General features: G+C 72.8%; 14 protein-coding genes. All 14 read right to left on the reverse strand.

All coding sequences use genetic code 11. The annotated features are described in order from the left end of the window. Positions 1–35: 35 nt before the first annotated feature. Positions 36–1,493: a TolC family protein gene (locus K8638_RS02355; RefSeq protein ID WP_223752725.1), complete on the reverse strand. Its 1,458-nt coding sequence runs from the start codon at positions 1,491–1,493 to the stop codon at positions 36–38. 34 nt (positions 1,494–1,527) lie between these two features. After that, a complete protein-coding gene (locus K8638_RS02360) occupies positions 1,528–1,989 on the reverse strand; it encodes a hypothetical protein (RefSeq protein WP_223752726.1) in 462 nt (153 codons plus the stop codon). A 74-nt stretch (positions 1,990–2,063) separates the two neighbouring features. Then, positions 2,064–2,444: a cupredoxin domain-containing protein gene (locus K8638_RS02365; RefSeq protein WP_223752727.1), complete on the reverse strand. Its 381-nt coding sequence runs from the start codon at positions 2,442–2,444 to the stop codon at positions 2,064–2,066. Positions 2,445–3,215: 771 nt separating this feature from the next. After that, positions 3,216–5,501, reverse strand: coding sequence for a cation-translocating P-type ATPase (locus K8638_RS02370; RefSeq protein ID WP_223752728.1), 2,286 nt, complete (start codon positions 5,499–5,501; stop codon positions 3,216–3,218). Between the two features lie 93 nt (positions 5,502–5,594). After that, entirely contained in the window at positions 5,595–6,686 is a 1,092-nt protein-coding gene (locus K8638_RS02375; RefSeq protein ID WP_223752729.1) for an aromatic ring-hydroxylating dioxygenase subunit alpha, read from the reverse strand. Positions 6,687–6,746: 60 nt separating this feature from the next. Next, positions 6,747–7,160, reverse strand: coding sequence for a four-helix bundle copper-binding protein (locus K8638_RS02380; RefSeq protein WP_223752730.1), 414 nt, complete (start codon positions 7,158–7,160; stop codon positions 6,747–6,749). Between the two features lie 817 nt (positions 7,161–7,977). Beyond that, positions 7,978–10,455, reverse strand: a complete 2,478-nt coding sequence (locus K8638_RS02385) for a heavy metal translocating P-type ATPase (RefSeq protein ID WP_223752731.1) — start codon at positions 10,453–10,455, stop codon at positions 7,978–7,980. A gap of 171 nt (positions 10,456–10,626) precedes the next feature. Then, positions 10,627–11,646, reverse strand: coding sequence for a GIY-YIG nuclease family protein (locus tag K8638_RS02390; RefSeq protein WP_223752732.1), 1,020 nt, complete (start codon positions 11,644–11,646; stop codon positions 10,627–10,629). A 183-nt stretch (positions 11,647–11,829) separates the two neighbouring features. After that, complete coding sequence (locus K8638_RS02395; RefSeq protein ID WP_223752939.1) at positions 11,830–12,390, reverse strand: RNA polymerase sigma factor; 561 nt, start codon at positions 12,388–12,390, stop codon at positions 11,830–11,832. A 39-nt stretch (positions 12,391–12,429) separates the two neighbouring features. Further along, positions 12,430–13,539: a cupredoxin domain-containing protein gene (locus K8638_RS44805; RefSeq protein WP_305071139.1), complete on the reverse strand. Its 1,110-nt coding sequence runs from the start codon at positions 13,537–13,539 to the stop codon at positions 12,430–12,432. 38 nt (positions 13,540–13,577) lie between these two features. Continuing rightward, entirely contained in the window at positions 13,578–16,754 is a 3,177-nt protein-coding gene (locus K8638_RS02410) for an efflux RND transporter permease subunit (protein WP_223752733.1), read from the reverse strand. Further along, complete coding sequence (locus tag K8638_RS02415) at positions 16,751–17,959, reverse strand: efflux RND transporter periplasmic adaptor subunit (protein WP_223752734.1); 1,209 nt, start codon at positions 17,957–17,959, stop codon at positions 16,751–16,753. The genes K8638_RS02410 and K8638_RS02415 overlap by 4 nt, the downstream gene beginning before the upstream one ends. After that, positions 17,956–18,510 carry a hypothetical protein gene (locus K8638_RS02420; protein ID WP_223752735.1) on the reverse strand — a complete coding sequence of 185 codons (555 nt, stop codon included), beginning with the start codon at positions 18,508–18,510 and terminating at the stop codon, positions 17,956–17,958. Before K8638_RS02420 ends, K8638_RS02415 begins: the two co-directional genes overlap by 4 nt. Further along, complete coding sequence (locus tag K8638_RS02425) at positions 18,507–19,892, reverse strand: TolC family protein (RefSeq protein ID WP_223752736.1); 1,386 nt, start codon at positions 19,890–19,892, stop codon at positions 18,507–18,509. The genes K8638_RS02420 and K8638_RS02425 overlap by 4 nt, the downstream gene beginning before the upstream one ends. Between the last annotated feature and the right edge of the window lie 77 nt (positions 19,893–19,969).

The raw sequence follows: 19,969 nt of genomic DNA on the forward strand, positions 1-19,969 counted from the left end.
GTCCTCTCGAAAGCGAAGTGCCGTGATGGCGAAGGTCAGTGCGCGTCCGCCGGAGCGGCGCCGCCGGAGCCGGGGGTTGCCGCCGAGACGCGAGTGGGCCCCAATTCCAGGCCCTGGTGGCGGCCCGCCAGGAGCTGCTCCAGCGCGGAGCGGGCGCGATGGTGTTCGAGCAGCGTCTCCACGTAGGTGCTGGCGGCATCCGTCACCGCGGCCTGGGCGCGCAGCACCTCGAAGACGCCGACCTGCATGGCGTTGTACTGGAGCACCGTCTCGTCGAGCGCCCTGCTGCGCGCGGGCAGGAGCACGTCCCGCACGTGCCGAGCCCGGCGCGCGGTGGACTCCACGCGCCCACGGGCCTGGCGCAGCGAGGCGCGGATGGCGGTGGCCGTGGCCTCGTACCGGGCCTTGAGGGACTCGCGCGAGGAGAGCGCGGACATGCGCTCGCCCTGCTTGCGGTCGAATAGCGGAAGCCCCACGGTGAGGTGGGCGCCCAGCTCCCACCGGTCCTCGTCCTTCTCGCCGTGGAGGCCACCGGACAGGTGGGGCAGGAAGCCCTCCGTCGCCGCGAGCCGGTGGCGCTGGTCCGCGGACTCCATGCGGCCCCGCAGCTCGGCCAGGTCGAGGCTCGCCTCGATGGCGCGCGCCTCCAGCCCCTCGCCCGGCCCCAGCTCTTCCGCCGGGTCGGCCAGCGGCGCGTCCAGCGTCCAGCGGGTGCTCGGACCGAAGAGGCCCAGCAACACGTTGAGCGCCTCGCGCGCGTCCAGCAGGGCGCTCTCCGCCTCGGCCACGGCCAGCCGCGCGGACTCCACGGCGGAGCGCTCGTTGGCCAGGGTGAGCGCGGAGACGTTGCCCACCTTCTCCAGCTCCACCGCCGTGCCATGGCCCGCCTGCGCGGTCTGCAGGGCCCGGTTGCGCAGGTCCAGTTGCTGCTGGCGCGCCTGGACCTCGAGGAAGGCCAGCCGCGTACGGTACGCCAGCTCCAGCACCGTTCCCGCCGTGCGGGCCCGCTCCGCCGAGCGCTCGGCCTGGGCCGCGCCGCGGCGGAGGGGCAGGAGGATGAGCTCGGACAGGTCGTACTCGAGCCCGATGTCCACCTGCATGGGGTCGTCGCCCTGGGTGGGCTTGCGCAGCTCCAGCTCCACCTCGGGGTTGGGCGGGAGGCTGGCCTGCACGAGGTTGCCGGTGGCCACGCCCAGGTCGTGCATGGCGGCGCGCAGCTCGCGGTTGTTCAGCAGGGCGATGCTGACGGCGCTATCGGCGGTGAGCGGCCGGGCCAGCAGCGCCTGCACGTCCACGTCCGTGTCCGTCCGCGAGGCCTCACCCGAGAGCGCATTCACCGGGACACCCGGCGTCCAGCGAGAGCCTAGCGTCGCGTGCACGTCGCGCGCGTCGCTGGCCAGGGGGACGGTGACGCATCCACCCAGGACGAGCGTGGAGGCCAGGAGGGCGCCGGCGGCGGGTCTCTTCCAGCGTGAGGGTGACCAGGTCTTCATGGTGCGTGTTTCCGTCGCGAGTGGCTACGAATGGCTAGTGGTGGTGACCGTGGGCGGGAGCGGGCGTGCCGGCGTCCGGGGCGGGAGCGGAGGGGCCGTCATGCGCGCCCTGCTTCTGTGCGCCGTGGCCCGCGTGCGCATCGGAGGTCCTGCCCTTGTCGTGGCTCGTGTGCTGACCGTGCCCCGCGTGCTGACCGTGCCCGCCATGGCCCGCGTGTCCGGTCCCCACCCCTTCCGCGGCGTCCTGCCGCGCCGCTCCTCCGTGGCTCCCGTGATGGCCGGCATGACCTCCGCCCGTGGCCGCGGCTCCGGAGGCAAGGCCCGAGGGAGCGAGCAGTGGGTCGGCATCGGCCAGCACCTCGGCCAGGGTGGGACGGGGAGCTTCGGGGGCACGAAGGGACGTGGGCGACGTGGGGTCCGCGTCGAGCGCGCTCCAGGAAGCGGCGGCGCAGGCGGACAGCGGCGACACGAGGGAAAGGACGAGGAGCTTCTTCATGGTGGGATTCCTTTCGGAGCGAGTGCTTCAGCGCCGCAAACGCGGAAGGGGCCGGAGACTTACAGGCGCGAAGCTCAGGTCTCGGCGATGAGGCGGCCGCGCAGCATGTTCATTCCGCAGGTGAAGTCGTACGCACCTGGAGTGAGCGCAGGCAGGTCGATGCTCACCACGCGCCCGGTGGGCAGGGAGCGCGACACGCCGAGGTCACCGAGCACGAGCTGCTCGGAGCACGCGGAGCGGTCCGTGCGCAGGACGTTGAGCTTCACCGGCACGCCCGCGCGCACCACGATGCGGTCGGGGCGGTAGCCGCCGTCCACCATCAGGTCCACCTCCTGGGCGCCGCCCACCTCACTCCGGGCCCGGGTGCGCTTGCGCGGGCCGAAGAAGAACAGAACGGTGGCCACCGCCAACAACATGCTTCCCGAGACGACTCCGACTTCCACAGGGTCCAACATGGCGCTCTCCGTTGACGCGAGGTCCGAGCGGCGGGGAGCTGCCTTCCGAGCCCGCCGCCGCTTTCATCCACGCAAACGCGGAGGGCGCCGGGCTCTTACAGGTGCCGATGGGAGCCCGCGTCCGGGAGCGGGCACCGAGCGGAACCGGGCGTCCCTGAGGCGAGCGCCACGGCCCCCGAGTCCCACACGTTCAGCGGACGTGAAGGCACGTGCGTCACGGCCTCGCGCGGAGGAGCCGGAACGGAATGCCCATTCCGCATGGCCTTGCCCTGCCTCCACCGCTCACGGGCCCTTCCGCCCGTGCAGGCCAGCCCCCCGGAGCGCCCGTGTCCGGAATGGAATGTCCATTCCGCGTGGCCGCCCCAGCCTGCACCGCTCACGGGCCCTTCCGCCCGTGCAGGCCAGCCCCCCGGAGCGCCCTTGTCCGGAATGGAATGTCCATTCCGCGTGGCCGCCCCAGCCTGCACCGCTCACGGCCCCTTCCACCCCTGCATGCAGGCCAGCCCCCGGAGCGCCCGTGTCCGGAATGGAATGTCCATTCCGCGTGGTCTGCCAGCCCCGCCCCGCTCGAGGGCCCTGCCTGCCCGGCCTGTCAGCCTCCTGGGGGAGCATGTCCGGAATGGAGCCTCCGTTCCGCATGACCTGCCAGGGTCCTCGCCGGTCGGGGGCCTTCGCCGCCTCGTCGGGCCCGGAGGCGCCTTCGATCCCCCCCGTGGCCCAGGCCTCAGCGGGCGGCACCTTGCCTCATGCGATTCCCCGCCGCGTCATGAATCAGACCGCGCGGGTGACCGGCAGCGACAGGCCGCGCAGCCGCAGGCTGTTGAGCAGCACCGACACGCTCGACAGGGACATGGCCAGGCTGGCGAGCATGGGCGACAGCAGCCAGCCCGTCATTCCGTACAGCAGGCCCGCGGCCACCGGAATGCCGAGCGCGTTGTAGAGGAACGCCCAGAACAGGTTCTGGCGGATGACCCGCATCGTGGAGCGGGCCAGGCCGAGCGCCGCGGGCAGGCTCCTCAGGTCGGCGCGCAGCAGCGTCACGTCCGCGGCGTCCCGAGCCACGTCCGAGCCGGAACCCATGGCCACTCCCAGGTCCGCTTCGGCCAGCGCGGGGGCGTCATTGATGCCGTCCCCCACCATGGCCACCCGCCGCCCCTCGGCTTTCAGCGTTCGCACCACCTGCGCCTTGCCGGACGGAAGCACGCCCGCGAAGACCTGGTCGATGCCGAGCGCGCGCGCCACCCGTGCCGCCGGTGCCTCGTGGTCTCCGGTGAGCATGACCACGTGCAGCCCCATGCGGTGCAGCACCTGGACGGACTCGGCCGCCTCCTCTCGCGCGGTGTCGGCCAGCCCCAGCGCACCGGCGAGCCGCCCCTCCACCGCCACCAGCACGGGCGTCTGCCCGTCGGCGGCCAGCTCCTTCTCCAGGGCCGCAGCGCCGGCCACGCCCTTCGTGTCCAGCAGCTTCCGGCTGCCCACGAGTACGGTGCGCCCGCTCACGCTCGCCTCCACGCCCAGGCCCGGGGTGGCGTTGAAGGACTCGGCGGCGCCCGTCGTGAGCCCCCGGGTGGACGCGGCGGAGACGACGGCCCGGGCCAGCGGGTGCTCGCTGCCGGACTCGGCCGCGGCGGCCAGGGACAGCACCTCCGCCTCCGTGAAGCCCCGCGCGGCCAGGATGCGCGTCACCTCGGGGCGTCCCCGGGTGAGCGTGCCCGTCTTGTCGAGCACCACCGTGTCGATGCGGCTGGCGCCCTCCAGTGCGGCGGCGCTCTTCACCAGGACGCCAAGCTGCGCGCCCCGCCCCATGCCCACCATGAGCGCCGCGGGCGTGGCCAGGCCGAGCGCGCAAGGGCAGGCGATGACCAGCACCGCCACCGCGTTGAGCACCGCCATCGTCAGCCGCGTCTCCTCCGGGGCCAGGACGAACCAGGTGGCGAAGGTGGCCAGGGCCACCAGCAGCACCACCGGGGTGAACACGCCGCTCACCACGTCCGCCAACCGGGCGATGGGCGCCTTCGTGCCCTGTGCGCGCTCCACCACCTGGACAATCTGCTGCAGCGCCGTGTCGCGGCCCACCTTGCTCGCGCGGAAGACGAGGCGGCCCGTGCCGTTCATCGTGCCGGCGAAGACCTCCGCGCCCTCGCGCTTCTCCACCGGCAGGCTCTCGCCGGTGAGCATGGCCTCGTCCACGGAGGATGAGCCCTCGACGACGGCGCCGTCGACGGGAATGGACTGGCCCGGGCGGACCACCACCCTGTCGCCCACGCCGACGCTGGACAGCGGCACCTCGCGCTCCACGCCACCCTCCTCCACCGTGGCGGTGGCCGGCGCCAGTGCCTGCAGGCGACGGATGGCGTCACCCGCGCGAGTGCGGGCACGGGCCTCCAGGAAGCGCCCGAGCAACACGAATGCAATCACCGCCGCGGCCGCCTCGAAGTAGACGGGCAGCGCAGTCCCGTGGCCCTCGCCGTGCCCGTGGCCCTCGGGAGCGCCGAGACCGGGCCACACGGTGGCCACCACCGAGTACACGAAGGCCGCCCCGGTGCCGAGCGCCACCAGCACGTTCATGTCCGCCGAGCGGTGCCGCAGCGCCGCCCACGCCGAGCGGAAGATGGGCGCGCCGCTGTAGACGATGACGGGCAGGGTGAGGCCGAGCTGCACCAGGTTGACGCCCGGGAAGTCGAGCGCCCCATGGGCCATGGCCAGCACCACCACGGGCAGGCCGAAGAGGACCGCCACCGCCAGCCGGCGCCGGAGCGCGCGGTCCTCATCGAAGTCCGCCTCCTTCGCGGTCTCGGCTCGCGGCACCTCGGCCTGGTAGCCCGCGTCCGCCACCGCCCCGGTCAGGGCCTCCACCGAGGTGGCTCCCGTGTCGAAGACCACCGAGGCCCGGCGGGTGGCGAAGTTCACACTGCACTCGAGGACTCCCTCCACTTCCCCCAGGGAGCGCTCCACCCGCCGCGCGCAGGCGGCGCAGGTCATTCCCGAGACGGCCAGGTCCAGGTGCTCCAGGGCGCCCACGGGGGACGGGGACGGAGATGCTTCGACGGCACGCATTGCGGCTTCCTCCTGCCCGCTTCGTGGCGGGCTCGTCCCCACGAACGAAGCACCCGCCAGGGCCTTACAGCCCGGCGAGGAGAGCAGGAGGGCTCAGGTCCGCATCTTCAGCCGCGTCTCGTGGACGGCGTCGCCCACGGCGCCGGGCTTCTCCTTCTCGGCGGCGCGCAGCAGGCGGAGGATGCCGGGCCCGAGCACGTCAATCTCCGTGGAGGCATAGGACTCCGTGCCGAAGCGGCGGATGGTCTCCGTCTGGGTCTTCAGGATGCGCGCGTCCTGGCCGAAGATGTGGAGCGCCACCGGCATCGCCAGCGGGAGCACGGCGCGCGTCAGCCAGCGCGGCAGCGGCAGGCGGAACGTCACCACCGCGTACACCAGGGTGTCCCAGTCCGACACGGGCGTCATCGCCGAGGTGACGACGATGTGGCTGCCCTCGCCGAGCCGGTACTCCACCTGGGCAATGGACGGCATCAGGAAGCGGTCGAAGTGCTGCACCTCGCCGCCGCCGGGTGCCAGCAACCGGCCCACGAGCCCGCTGGGACGCGGCTCGCCGATGTACTCCGCCTCCACCTTGTCGGCGCTCCGGCGCACCACCACGTCAATCTCGTTGCGCTTCTCCTCGGTGCGGAACAGGCCGCCGTGCAGGTACGCGGTGTGCGGCACGTCCAGCGTGTTCTCCAGCGTGGCGTGCAGCGAGCCGGGAGCGCGGAGGATGCGGCGCACGGTGGTGTACTCGCGCGCCTCCAGCAGCGGGAAGCGGAAGGGCTCCGTCGCCGGCGTGACACCGGGCGTGGAGTAGACCCAGACGAAGCCGTCCTGCTCACGCGTGGCATACGCGGTGGCGCAGCGGGCCCGGGCGCCGGGCTCGCCAAGGAAGCCGGGAATCGCGCGGCACTGGCCCTCGGTGTCGAAGCGCCAGCCGTGGTAGCCGCACTGGAGCTGGCCCTCCTTCACGCGGCCCAACGACAGCGGCACGTTGCGATGCGGGCAGCGGTCCACCAGGGCCGTGGGCTTGCCACCCTCGCCGCGGAAGAGCACCAGCGGCGTGCCCTGGAGCGTGCGGGCCAGCGGCTTGCTCCCCAGCTCGCGCGACGCGCAGAGGATGAACCAGGCGTTCGGCAGGTGGACGACGGAGACGTGACCGGCGGGCGCACCGGGGGTGCGCGCCTCCTCGCGAGGAGTCATGGAGGGCACTCTAATCCCACCCCCGGGGGGGCGCCATGCCGGGACCGCCTGGAGCGCCCTTTACGCCGGCAGGTCCGCCGCGCGCTGGGCGGCTTCCAGGTTGGGGGCCTGGGGCATGATGCCCGCGCTCATCTTCCGGCAGGACTCCTCGCACCGGCGGCACATGTCCGCGCACGCCTTCATCATCGAATCGCCGCCCAGGTCCTCGCAGGACTCGGCACAGCGCTCGCACACCTCCGCGCAGGCGAAACATGTGCGGGTGTGGAGCTCCGAGCCGCGCAGCAGGAAGTTCGCGCTCGTCTGGCAGATTTCCACGCAGTCCAGCAGCAGGCGGATGTGACTCACCTCCGCGTGCCTCCCACCCCTCTGCACGCAATACGTCACCGTCTCCAGGCAGGTGCGGTAGCACTCCAGACAGGCCTGGATGCACTGCTGCATGTCCTTGTCGGGTCTCACCACTTCGGCGGGAGCCATCGCTCACCTCTCGTTGTTGGGGTTCCAAGCAAGGAAGATGGGCACGCAACGGCGTGCGTCCGGAGAGGCCCGGGCGCACGCTCGCTCTCGCCTCAGCGCGGCGAGCCGGCATCCGCACTGGAGCCGCCGCGCGCGCCGCCCCCTCCGCGCCGCTGCTCGTGCCGTGGGCACGGGCAGGTCCCCGCGTCCGCCCCCGGGCATGGGCACTTCATGGCGCCCTGGTGGTGGGGACACGGGCACGTCCCCGCGTCCGCATTCGGGCACGGGCAGGTCATGGCGCCCTGGTGGTGGGGACACGGACAGGTTCCGGTGGTGGCGGCGCCCTCGGGCCTGCACGGGCACGCCTCGACATCCTGGTGGTGCGGACAGGGGCAGGGCCCGGTGGGGTCCTCGGGCTGGCACGGACAGGTGGGCGACTTCTTCCCGTTCGGCGCCGACGGAGCGGCCCCCGCGCCACCCGTGGCGGGTGTCTCGTCTCCGCTGCTGGGAGAGGTCCCCACCGCGCCCGTGGGAGGAACGGGGTGGCCCGCCTGCTCATGTTCTCCCACCCCCTCGGGAGCCCCGGGGCTCTGCCGTTCCCCGGTGATGGGCGTCGTGTCGTCTTCCTCGACGGGAGGCGGCGGCGAAGGTTGCGGTGGAGCCTGCGCGCCCGCCCCGAGCGGGACGGCGAGCAACCACAAGGACACGGCCAGGAGTGGAACGCGCATGGGACAGCCCCCTTGCGCCTGAAGCTGGAGACACTCCGGGCCGGGAGGAAGCACCCCGAGCGTGGCGGCCCACCGGTTGCCCACCTGGCGGGCGCCACTCCGCCCGGGAGCTACAGCCCCAGCTTCCGCAGCCGGAGCGCGTTGCCGATGACCGACACCGACGAGAGGCTCATGGCCGCGCTGGCGAAGATGGGGCTGAGCAGCAGGCCGAAGAAGGGGTACAGCACGCCCGCCGCCACCGGCACGCCCAGCATGTTGTAGACGAAGGCGAAGAAGAGGTTCTGCCGGATGTTGCCCAGCGTGCCCCGGCTCAGCCTCCGCGCCCGGGCGATGGCCCGCAGGTCGCCCTTCACCAGCGTGACGCCCGCGCTCTCCATCGCGATGTCCGTGCCCGTCCCCATGGCGATGCCCACGTCCGCCTGAGCCAGCGCGGGCGCGTCGTTGACGCCGTCACCGGCCATGGCCACCACCCGCCCCTCCCGCTGGAGCCGCCGCACCACGTCGCCCTTCGCCTCCGGCAGCACCCCGGCGATGACCTCCGAGATGCCCAGCCGCCGCGCCACCGCCTCCGCCGTCGTCTGACTGTCACCGGTGAGCATCACCACGCGCAGCCCCTCGTGGCGCAGCAACTCCAGCGCCTCCGGCGTGGACGCCTTCACCGGGTCCGCAACGCCGAGCAGCCCCGCCATCCGCCCGTCCACCGAGACCAGCACCACCGTCTGTCCCTCGCCGCGCAGCGACTCCGCGCGCGAGGCCAGGCCGTCCGCGTCGACGCCTCGCGCCCGCATCAGCGCCACGTTGCCCAGCGCCACCTCGGCGCCGTCCACCCGGCCGGTGACGCCCTGGCCGGTGTGCGAGCGGAAGTCCTCCACCTTCGACAACGTGACGCCGCGCTCCTTCGCGCCCTCGACGATGGCCGCGGCCAGCGGGTGCTCGCTGCCGCGCTCCAGCGTCGCGGCCATCCGCAGCAGGCGCGCCTCGTCGAAGTCCGGGGCCGGCACCACCGACACGAGGCGCGGCTTGCCCTCGGTGAGCGTGCCCGTCTTGTCCACCACCAGCGTGTCCACCGCCTCGAGCCGCTCCAGCGCCGCCGCGTCGCGGATGAGCACGCCCGCCTGCGCGCCCCGGCCCGTGCCCACCATGACGGACATGGGCGTGGCCAGGCCCAGCGCGCACGGGCAGGCGATGATGAGCACCGCCACCGCGTTCACCAGCGCGTGCGCCAGCCGGGGCTCCGGCCCCCACACGCCCCACACCACCGCCGTCACCACCGCCACCGCGATGACCATGGGCACGAAGATGGCCGCCACCTTGTCCGCCAGCCGCTGAATGGGCGCGCGGGTGCGCTGCGCCTCGCTCACGCGCTGGACGATGCGCGACAGCAGCGTGTCCTTCCCCACCCGCTCCGCGCGCATCACCAGCGAGCCCGTGCCATTCACCGTGCCGCCCGTCACCTTCTCGCCCGGGGACTTCTCCACCGGGAGGGACTCGCCCGTCACCATGGACTCGTCCACCGCGCTGGCGCCCTCCAGCACCACGCCGTCCACCGGCACCTTCTCACCGGGACGCACGCGCAGCCTGTCTCCCACGTGGACGTGCGTGAGCGGAATGTCCTCCTCGTGCCCGTCCTCGCGGATGCGCCGCGCGATGGCCGGCGCCAGGCTCAGCAACGCGCGCAGCGCACCGGACGTGGCGTGCCGGGCGCGCAGCTCCAGCACCTGCCCCAGCGCCACCAGGGTGACGATGACGGCGGCGGCCTCGAAGTAGAGCGGCGCCGTGCCCCCGTGCCCCGTGCGCAGGCCGTGCGGCAGGGCGTCGGGCAGCAGCGTGGCGAAGACGCTGAAGACATACGCCGCGCCCGTGCCCAGCGCGATGAGGGTGAACATGTTCAGGTGCCGGTTGCGCACCGACGCCCAGCCACGCTGGAAGAAGGGCCAGCCGGACCAGAGCACCACCGGCGTGGCCAGCAGGAGCTGCGCCCACGCCAGCACGGACGCGGGCACCGCGTGCTGCACCGGCTGGCCCGGAATCATGTCCGACATGGCCAGCACCAGCAGGGGCACCGTGAGGCCCAGGCCCACGAGGAAGCGCCGCCACATGGACTGCAGCTCGGGGTCGGGGGCCTCCTCCGGCAGCACGGTGCGCGGCTCCAGCGCCATGCCGCAGATGGGGCAGCTCCCCGGCCTGTCCCGGACAATCTCCGGGTGCATGGGGCACACGTACTCGACGCGGGCCTCCAGCGTGGGCGGGGACTCGGGCTCCAGCGCCATGCCGCACTTCGGGCACGCGCCCGGGTGGTCCTGCCGGACCTCCGGGTCCATGGGGCACACGTACATCGTCCCGGGCGCCGCGGGTGGCTCGGGCTCGGCGGGCGTGGGCTCGGGCGATAGAAAGCGCGCCGGGTCCGCGCGGAAACGCTCCCGGCACTTCGGGTTGCAGAAGAAGTAGGTCTGCCCCTCGTGCTCCAGGCTGCCCCCCTTGGGAGCACGCGGGTCCACCTTCATCCCGCAGACCGGGTCGATGGCAGGCGCCTGCTCGCCCGGGGGAGGAGCCGGCGTGGAGTGATGGTGCTCGTGGGAGTGGGACATGGGGCTTCTATGCTCCTTTCACCCAGGCGAACGAAACACCCTGCTGGCTCTTACAGCGGGCTCCTCCAAGGAGAGGTAACAGTCATCCTCCAGGACGGTAGGGCCCTGCCCGCCAGTCAGGGGAGCAGCCCTGGCGGGCCGGATGGGAGACGCCCCCCTGCCCCGCCCGCCTCACGCCGGCGGTGGTGGCTCGTTGTAGCCCGCGTCACCGTAGGGCTTGAGCCGCTCCAGCCAGAGCTCCTCCAGCACGCGCAGCTCCTCCTTCGGGTCCTCGCGAGGCTCCTCGGTGGGAGGGAGGACGTCGAGCACCTCGAAGGAGAAGCTGTCGGCGCCGTAGCGGTTCCAGTCATCCAGCAGGGCGGGGATGCGCCGCATGCCGGTGGTCAGCTCGAAGCGGATGCGATTGAGCGCGCCCGGGACATTGAGGCTGGAGCCCACCAGCACCTTGCCATTGGCGCGGTTGCGGACGGCGAACACGCCCATGGGTGGAGGCTTTTCCTTGTAGGCGCGCTTCAGCTCGGCGCGATTCGCCTTGCCGCGACTCGGCTGGGGCGAGACATCCGGGGGAGAGTCAACAGAGGACATGACGGCCTTCCTGGGTGAGTGAGAGGGATTGCGCTTCTTCGCGCGAAGAGGTTCCGCGAGACGGGCGAGCCGCACCGCGAGCCGCGCATGGGCGGCCCGGTCCAGCGGCTCCACCCAGTTGGGACCCGCCCGCGCCCAGTCCGGGTCGGCGAGGTCCACTCCGAGCGTCGTGAGGAGGCTGGCCTCGCAGACGAAGAACTGGCGGCGGAAGGGAAAGAGATAGCCACCCTCCACCCGCAACGAGGCGAGCGCCTCGTCGTACGAGGTGAACCAGCGGTTGAGGAAGAGGCCACCGACGCCGGAGAGCAGGGCCTCGAAGTCCACGCTGGACGCGGCCTCCTCCTCGCGCGCGTCCTTCAGCTCCACCCAGGACGCGAATCCCTGCTCGCGGGCGATGACCGCCAGCGCATGCTTGCGCTGCACCGAGTCCCTCCGAGCGAGCAGCTCGCCGGGTGACAGGTCCGCGAAGGCGGGGAGCACGCGCAGCCGCTCAGCGGCCCGCGTGGCGCGCGAGGTGTCGGCCGAGCACAGCTCCTTGAGGAGGAGCGATGCGCGGACCTTGCATTCCTGGAGGGAGAGCGGCGCGGCGCGGGAGTCGGTTCCCATGGCAAGTCCCTCGTAATCGGCCCTCACCCGAGAATGGGCCGTGGAAGGAACTCATCAGGAACTGTCGAGCTGCCGGGAAACGAAGTGAGGGTGACGTCGTCTTTTTCGGGTACAGGCGCCCCTCGGCACCTGCCCCGGAGTCAATGCCGGGCCGGCGTCTTCCGCAAGCCCTTTCTCACCAGCTCACGCGCGGGACTTCTTGCACGAACAGTCCAGGCAGCCGTGCGAGGCGCAGGTCCCACAGCTCCTCTCCAGCTGCTTCTTCAGGGCCTGCCGCGCCCGGTGCAGGCGCACGCCCGCGTTGTTGGCGGTGATGCCGGCCTCGCGGGCCACGTCCGGGACGCTCCGCTCCTCCAGGTCCACCTGGCGCACCATGTCCGCGTACTCGGGCTTGAGGGTGGGCAGCAGGTCGCCCACGCATGCGCACACGGCATGCTTCAGCTCGGGGTCTTCCGTGGGTTCCTCCGCCTCGCGCGCCTCGCGCTCCAGCGCGCGGCCCTCGACGGACTGGCGGCGGTAGTGGTCCACCAGCGCGTTGCGCAGCAGGCGGTAGAACCACGTCACCGCGCCCTCGTCATCGGCCGGCACCCCGCCCTTCTCCAGCGTCTTCACGAAGGCCGTCTGGAGGATTTCCTCCGCCACGGCCCGGTTGCCCACACGGCGCTCCAGGAAGGCGAGGAAGCGGCGGTGGTTGGCCACCAGTGCCTGCGTCACCTCGTCCCCCGGGGCCCGCGCCGCTTCCATGCCGTCCGCCACATCCCGCTGGTCCACTTCCCGCCCTCCCTATTCACGCACCACCAGGGTGCCCTTCATCATCTGCATGCCACAGGTGAAGGGGAACGAGCCCACCTTGTCCGGCACGAAGGACACCACCGTCTCCTTCAGGCCCGGCAGCGGCTTCTGGATGCCAAAAGCCGGAATGAGCAACTCCTCCCCGCACCCGCCCGAGTCCTTGCGCACGAAGCGCAGCCGCGCCGGCACGCCCTGCTTCAGCACCACCTCGCTCGGCGCGTAGCCGCCCTGCACGGTGATGGTGACTTCCTGCACCGCTCCGGCCTGTGCCACCGCGCCGGCCGCGGCCGCCTTGGGCGCATCCACGGGCGTGAGCATGAAGCCGATGAAGTACTCGGGGTCGTCCGGCATCGGCAGGCGCACCGTCACCTCGCGCTCGGCCTCGGAGGGTGAGAGCTTTCCGGTGAGGTACTCGCCCGCCGCATCGGGAACCAGTGGAACGGCGGTGCCTTCCACCTCCACCGTGCCCTTCTTGCCCTCCAGCGACACCGGCTGACGGTAGGCATCCGTCACCCAGACGCGGACCTCACCGGACTTCAGCGACAGCACCTCCAGGTGCGTGTCCCCGCTCATCGCCACGATGCCGCCGTGCAGCGGCGTGTGGTCGTGCGCCTGCATCGGCGTGTGGGGGGCGCCCTCCGGCCCGTGGGGGTTCGCCTCCAGGTGCGCGGTGAAGCGCGCCACCTCCGGCTTCCCGTCCTTCACCACCGTCACCACCATGGCGAGGTGCTCATCCGAGTGCTCCGGCCCCTGTCCCGCGAGGTGGTCTCCCGCGGGCGCCAGCTTCACGTCCGGGTAGCCGCCCTTCGCCACCTTCACCGAGCCGCTGGCGCCATCCACCGGACGCACGTTGAGCGCCTCGTCCAGCAGGTACACGCGATACGTGCCTCCACGCGCCGCCACCAATTCCATGTGGCCATGCTGCGTGGACTCCACCAGTCCGCCATGCGGCGCGGCGTGGGCATGAGGCGCCTCCGCGGTGTGCGACTTCGCGGGCGCGGCCACCGCCTTCGGAGCCGAGGCCTCGGAAGGTGCGTCCTTCTTGCTGCACGCGGCCACCAGTCCCAGGGCCATCACCGCCGTGATGATTCGCTTCTTCATCGAACGTCCTCCCAATCCCGAATCCCGTGGGCCCGCCTTCACAGCGAGCCCGCGAGCCGCTCCGCCGGAGGCGCCGCCTCCGGAAGACCGGTGTCCTCTTCGGCGCGAGCCACCGCCTTGCGCGCCAGGTAGCGCTCCAGGGCCGGACGCCCGAAGCGGTAGAACACGGCCGGCGTGACGAGCAAATCCAACAGGGTGGAGCTGATGAGCCCCCCGAGGATGACCGTCGCCACCGGGTGCAGAATCTCCTTGCCCGGCGCGCCCGACGCGAGCGCCAGCGGCACCAGCGCCAGCCCCGCCGTCAGCGCCGTCATCAGCACCGGCACCAGACGCTCCAGCGAGCCGCGCAGCACCAGCTCCCTGCCGAACTGCTCGCCCTCCACCTCCACCAGGTGCAGGTAGTGGGAGATGAGCATGATGGTGTTGCGGCTGGCGATGCCACACAGGGTGATGAAGCCCACCAGCGTGGCCACGGACAGCGGCTGCCCGGTGAGCACCACCGCCGTCACGCTGCCCACCAGCGCCAGGGGGATGTTGAGCATGACCTGGAGCACGAGCCGCACCGAGCGGAAGTGCGCGTACAGCACCAGGAACATGCCGCCCACCGACAGGAGCGACAGCAACGCGATGAGCCGCGTGGCGGACTGCTGGCTCTCGAACTGGCCCTCGTAGGTGACGAAGGCGCCGGGAGGCAGCGACACCTGCGCGGCCACGCGCTCGCGCACCTGCTCCACCGCGCTGCCCAAATCACGTCCCGCCACGTTGGCCATCACCACGATGCGCCGCTGCAGGTGGTCGTGGTGGATGACGTTGGGCCCCTGAGACTCCACCACGTCCGCCACCGCGGCCACCGGCACCCGCGCGCCCGACGGCGTGTCCACCAGCGCCCGGCGGAACGCCTCCGCGTCCACGCGCGCCCGCTCGTCGTAGCGCACCAGCACGTCGAAGGTGCGCTGCCCTTCCAGCACCTGCCCCACCACCACGCCGTTGAACGCCTTCTCCAGTTGCTCCGCCATGGCGCCGGGCTGCACACCCAGGCGCGCCGCCTCCTCGCGCTTCAGCTTCACCTGGAGCTGGGGAATCAGCGTCTGCTGCTCCACCTGCAGGTCGACGATGCCGGGCACACCCGCCATGACGCCGCGGACCTCCTCCGCCTTGCCGCGCAACACGTCCAGGTCCTGCCCGAAGAGCTTCACCGCCACCTGCGCGCGGATGCCCGACAGCAGGTGGTCCAGCCGGTGGGAGATGGGCTGCCCCACGGACACGGACATGCCCGGGAGCTGGGACAGCCGCTCACGCAACTCCGCGAGCACCACCTCGCGCGGGCGGCCCTCCCCTTCCTTGAAGTCCACGTCCAGCTCCGAGTAGTGCACCCCTTCCGCGTGCTCGTCCTGCTCGGCGCGGCCGGTGCGCCGTCCCACCGTCTCCACCTCGGGCACGGCGGCGATGAGGCGCTCGGCCAGCAGCCCGAAGCGGTTGGACTCCTCCAGAGATGTACCCGGCGGCGCGATGAGCGTCACCGTGGCGGTGCCCTCGTTGAAGGGCGGCAGGAAGGAGCGCCCCAGGAAGGGCACCACCGCCGCCGCCCCGAGCACCAGCACCCCCGCGCCCACCATCACCGGGCGGGAGTGCGCCAGCGCCACCTCCAGCACCCGCCGCGCCCGCGCCTTCAACCACCGCACCAGCGCGCCGTCGCCGTGCTCCAGCAGACGCCCCTTGGGCAGCAGGTACGCGCAGAGCGCCGGCGTCACCGTGAGCGAGACCAGAAGCGAGGCGAGGATGGACACGATGTAGGCCACGCCCAGCGGCGCGAAGAGCCGGCCCTCGATTCCGCCCAGCGCGAACAGCGGGATGAACACCAGCACCACGATGAGCGTGGCGAAGACGATGGAGCCCCGCACCTCCGACGACGCCCGGAAGATGACGCGCAGCGCGGGCTCCGGCTGCTCCTTCGCCCGGTTCTCCTTGAGGCGCCGGTAGACGTTCTCCACGTCCACAATCGCGTCGTCCACCAGCTCGCCAATGGCCACCGCGAGGCCGCCCAGCGTCAGCGTGTTGATGGACAGGCCGAACGCCTTCATCACCAGCGCGGTGATGACCAGGGACAGCGGAATCGCGGTGAGGGTAATCGCCGTGGTGCGCAGGTTGACGAGGAAGAGGAAGAGCACCACCACCACCAGCAGCGCGCCGTCGCGAAGCGCCTCGGCCACGTTGCCGATGGCGGAGTGGATGAAGTCCGCCTGCCGGAAGAGCGTCCGCACCCGCACGTCCCCGGGCAGCGTGGCCTGCAGCTCCGTCACCGCGGCCTCCACCTTCTCCGTCAACTCCAGCGTGCTGGCCCCGGGCTGCTTCTGCACCGCGAGGATGACCGCGGGCTGGCCGTTCATCCCTCCGTCGCCGCGCTTCACCGCCGGGCCCACCACCACCTCGCCCACCTGGGACAGGCGCACCGGTACACCGTCGCGCACCGCCACCACCGTGTTCGCCAGGTCCTCCACGGAGGCGCTGCGCGCGAGGTTGCGCACGAGGTACTCGCGGCCGCCCTTGTCCACGAAACCGCCCGTGGTGTTGCCCTGGGCCAGCCCGGCCGCGCGCTCCACCTCCTCGAAGGTGAGCCCGAAGGCCAGCAGCTTCTCCGGGTCCACGCGCACCTGGAACTGCTTCACCCCGCCGCCCAGCACCGTCACCTGGGCGATGCCCGGAATCGTCAGCAGGCGCTGGCGGATGGTCCAGTCCGCCAGCGTGCGCAGCTCCAGCGGCGAGGTGCGCCCGCCCTCGCTCTGCACGCCGAGCAGCAGGATTTCGCCCATGATGGAGGACACCGGCGCCAGGTGCGGCGTCACGTCACGCGGCAGCCGCTCGCGCGCCACCTGGAGCCGCTCGGACACGAGCTGCCGGTCCAGGTAGATGTCCGTCCCCCAGTCGAACTCCACGTAGACGATGGACAGGCCCACGCCCGACGACGAGCGCACCCGCTGCACGCCCGGCGCGCCGTTCATCGCCGTCTCAATCGGCGTGGTGACGAGCGTCTCCACCTCCTCCGGAGACAGGCCGCCCGCCTCCGTCATCACCGTCACCGTGGGGCGATTCAGGTCCGGGAACACGTCCACCGGAAGGCGCGTGACGGCCCAGCCGCCGTAGAGCAGCAGCGCCACCGCCGCCAGCACCACGAACAGGCGATGCCGCAGCGCCATCAGGATGACGTGGTCAATCACCGGGTGCCTCCCCGGGCCATGCGCAGCGCCGCCACGCCGCCCACCACCACCCGCTCGCCCGCCCTCAGCCCCTGGCGCACCTCGCGCCACTCGCCGTCCCGCCCGCCGAGCACCACCGGCCGCAGCTCGAAGGCCTCGGCCGCGGTGTGTACGAAGACGAAGGCGCGGCCCTCCTCCTCCACCACCGCGGGCCCGGGCACCGCCAGCGCGTCACGCCGGCCGCCCTGGCCGATGGCCACGTCCACGAACATGCCCGGCCGCAGCCGGCCCTCGCGGTTGTCCACCTCGAAGAGGACGCGCACGCTGCGCGTGGACTCATCCACCATCTGCCCCACGTGGTGCAGCCGCGCCGCGAAGTGCTGGCCCTCGTACGCGGGTGTACCCACCAGCGCGCCCGAGGCGCTCTCCACCCGCGCCACGTCGCCCTCGTACACGCGCGCCTCCACCCAGACGACGGAGGCATCCAGCACCGCGAAGAGCGGGCGCGCCGGGTCCACCTGCTCGCCCACCGAGGCCCGCGCCTCCACCAGCACCCCGTCGATGGGCGCCACCAGCGGGAAGCGCGCCGTGCCCTGCCCCTGGCGCGCACCGGACAGCACGTCCCGCGCCGCCTTCGCGCGGGCCCACTCCTGCTCCGCCGTGCTCACGACGAGCCGCGCCTGCTGGACCTCCTTCTCCGCCACCACGCCTTGCAGCGACTCCAGGCGCGCCAAATCCCTCCGGGCCTGCTCCAGCGCCGCCTGCGCACGGGACACCTCCGCCTCCGCCTGGATGTAGCCCGTGGACAGGCCCGTGGCCTCCGACGTGGAGAGGCTCTGCTGCACCAGGGCCAGCACCTCGCCGCGCTTCACGCGCTGCCCCACCAGCGGCACCGAGGCCCCGGACGCGAGCACGCGGCCCGGCACCGGCGCGGACACCTGCGCGTAGCGGTCCGTGCGTGGCGCCACCTTGCCCGGCGCCACCAGCCGCGACTCCAGCGGCCGCACCGCCGCCCGCTGCGTGCGCACCTCCAGGAGGAACTGCGTCTCCTTGGGCACCGTGAAGGCCACGCCGGGGACGATGGGCTGCTGGGAGGGCCGGGCCGCCTCACCATGGCCCTCGTGCGCCTGGGCCTCGGGGCTCCCCGCGAGACATATAAAGGATACGGCCAGGAGCGCCGTCAGCGCCCGCCTCGGGGCCTTCGCCAGGGTCATCACGTCACTCACAGCAGTCCCCTCTTGCGGCGCCACACCCACAACGCGCCCAGCGCCACCAGCACGGCCACGCCTCCCGCGACGCTCCAGGCGAGCTCCGCGCCGCGTTGCTCGCCGGCGTGCTCTTCGTCCTCCGCCTCCACGTGCACCGTGCCCAGCGCCAGCACGTCCACGGCGTCACCACGCGTCACCGTCGCCACCGCCGCCAGCTCCACCTCGGGCGACAGCTCCGCCTCCGCCACGTAGATGCCCGGCGACTCCATCTTCGGCACCAGCGACTGCACGGCCGAGCCGGTCAGCGTCAGCTCCACCCGCGCCCCGCTCACCGGCGCGTTCGTCTCGCTGTCCGCCACCAGCACGCGCAGCGGCGTCCTGGGGCCCTCCGCGTGCTCCGGGTGCTTGAGCACCACCTCGAACACGTCTCCCGTCGCCGCCAGCACGTGTTGTGCCTCACCCGGCGTGGGGGCCCTGGGCGCCTCGCCGTGCGACTCGCCCCCGTGTGCCGCCGCCACTCCGGGCAGGGCCAGGCACACCGCCACCAGCATCCACAATCCGCGTCTCATTGCGGCACCCCTCCCGTGGGCAGCCGTCCTTCCGCGCGCAGCAGCGCGGTGCGCGCCCGGGCCAGCTCCGCCGCCGCGTCCACCGCCTCGGCCCGCGCCGCGAAGGCCCTGTCCCGCGCCAGCAGCAGGGCATCCAGGCCCAGCTCGCCCGCGTCGTAGGCACGACGTACCAACTCCAGGTTGCGCTCCACGGAGGGCAGGGCCGCCTCCAGCGCCGTGTTCGCCGCGCTCGCCGCCTCGAACGTGGCACGCGCCGCGCCCGACTCCGCCTCCAGCTCGCGCTCGCGGGCCACGCGCTCCGCCTCGCGTGCCGCGCGCCGCGCCCGCGCCTCCGCCAGCTCGCGACGGTTGAGGTCCCACACCGGCAGGGGCACCGACAGCCGGGCCACGAACAGTTGGGCCGTGTGCAGGTCCGTGATGACGCCGTGCGACTCGGGACGCCGCTCGCGCTCGTAGCCCACGCCCACGGTCGGGTCCGGGAAGCGCTCGCGCCGCAGCAGCTCCACCTCCGCCTTCGCCGCGGCCTCCTCGGCGCGCGCGGCCTGAAGCTCGGGCCGCTCGGTCCGCAGCGGCGAGGGCAGTGTCGCGCGGGCGGCACGCAGCAGGGACGTGTCCTCCTCCTGCCTGGGCGATTCCCCCGTCACCTCGCGCGTCTCCCCTGCCTCCGTCACAGGCGCGGCCCGCGACTCTCGCGCCGCCCGTGTGCCCTCGTCGACGGAGGAAGCCCCCGCGCCCACCACCAGCACGGACACCGTCAGCGGAGCCGCCGCCGGGCGCCCCAGCCTCCGGTTCAGCGCCGCGCGCGCGCCTTGCGCCTCGGCCCGTGCCAGCGCGGCCCGCGCCTCCGCCCGCGCCCGCTCCAGCGCCGCGCCATTGCGCTCCAGTTCCGGCACGTCCCCCGCGGCGAAGCGGCGCGCGGTGGCCTCCTCCAGCGCCCGCGCCAGCCCCAGCGCCTCCTCCGCCAGCCTCGCCCGGGCCTCGCGCCGCTCCAGTTCCACCGCCGCGCTCACCGCCTGCGCCGCCGCTTCCAGCATCACGGCCCGCCGCCGGGCCCGGGCCGCCTCCAGCGCGGCCTCCGCCCGCTCCACGCGCAGTCCCCGCTGCCCGGCGACCTGCAGTGTCTGGCTCAGCATCAGATTGATGCGCTGATCGCCCTCATTGTCCGTGAGCGCATCGCTGGCGATCTCCGCCTCCAGCTCGGGGTTGTCCTGGAGCCACCGCCCATCCGACGACCGCACGCCCGCCGCGCCGGCCTCCTCCGCCCGCGCCGCCGCCACTTCCGGGCTGCGCTCCACCGCCTCCGCGACCACGCGTTCCAGCGTCCAGGCCTCCTCGGGCGAGGCAGCCAGCATGAGGGTCAGGGCGGCGGACACGACGAACATGTCCCCATCCCAACGCAAGCCGCGTACCGAACCAGGGCCCAGTGATTTCGCGGACCTGGACGCGCCGGAACGCGCCC

This window comes from Myxococcus sp. RHSTA-1-4, assembly GCF_020037125.1.
GTDB lineage: Bacteria > Myxococcota > Myxococcia > Myxococcales > Myxococcaceae > Myxococcus.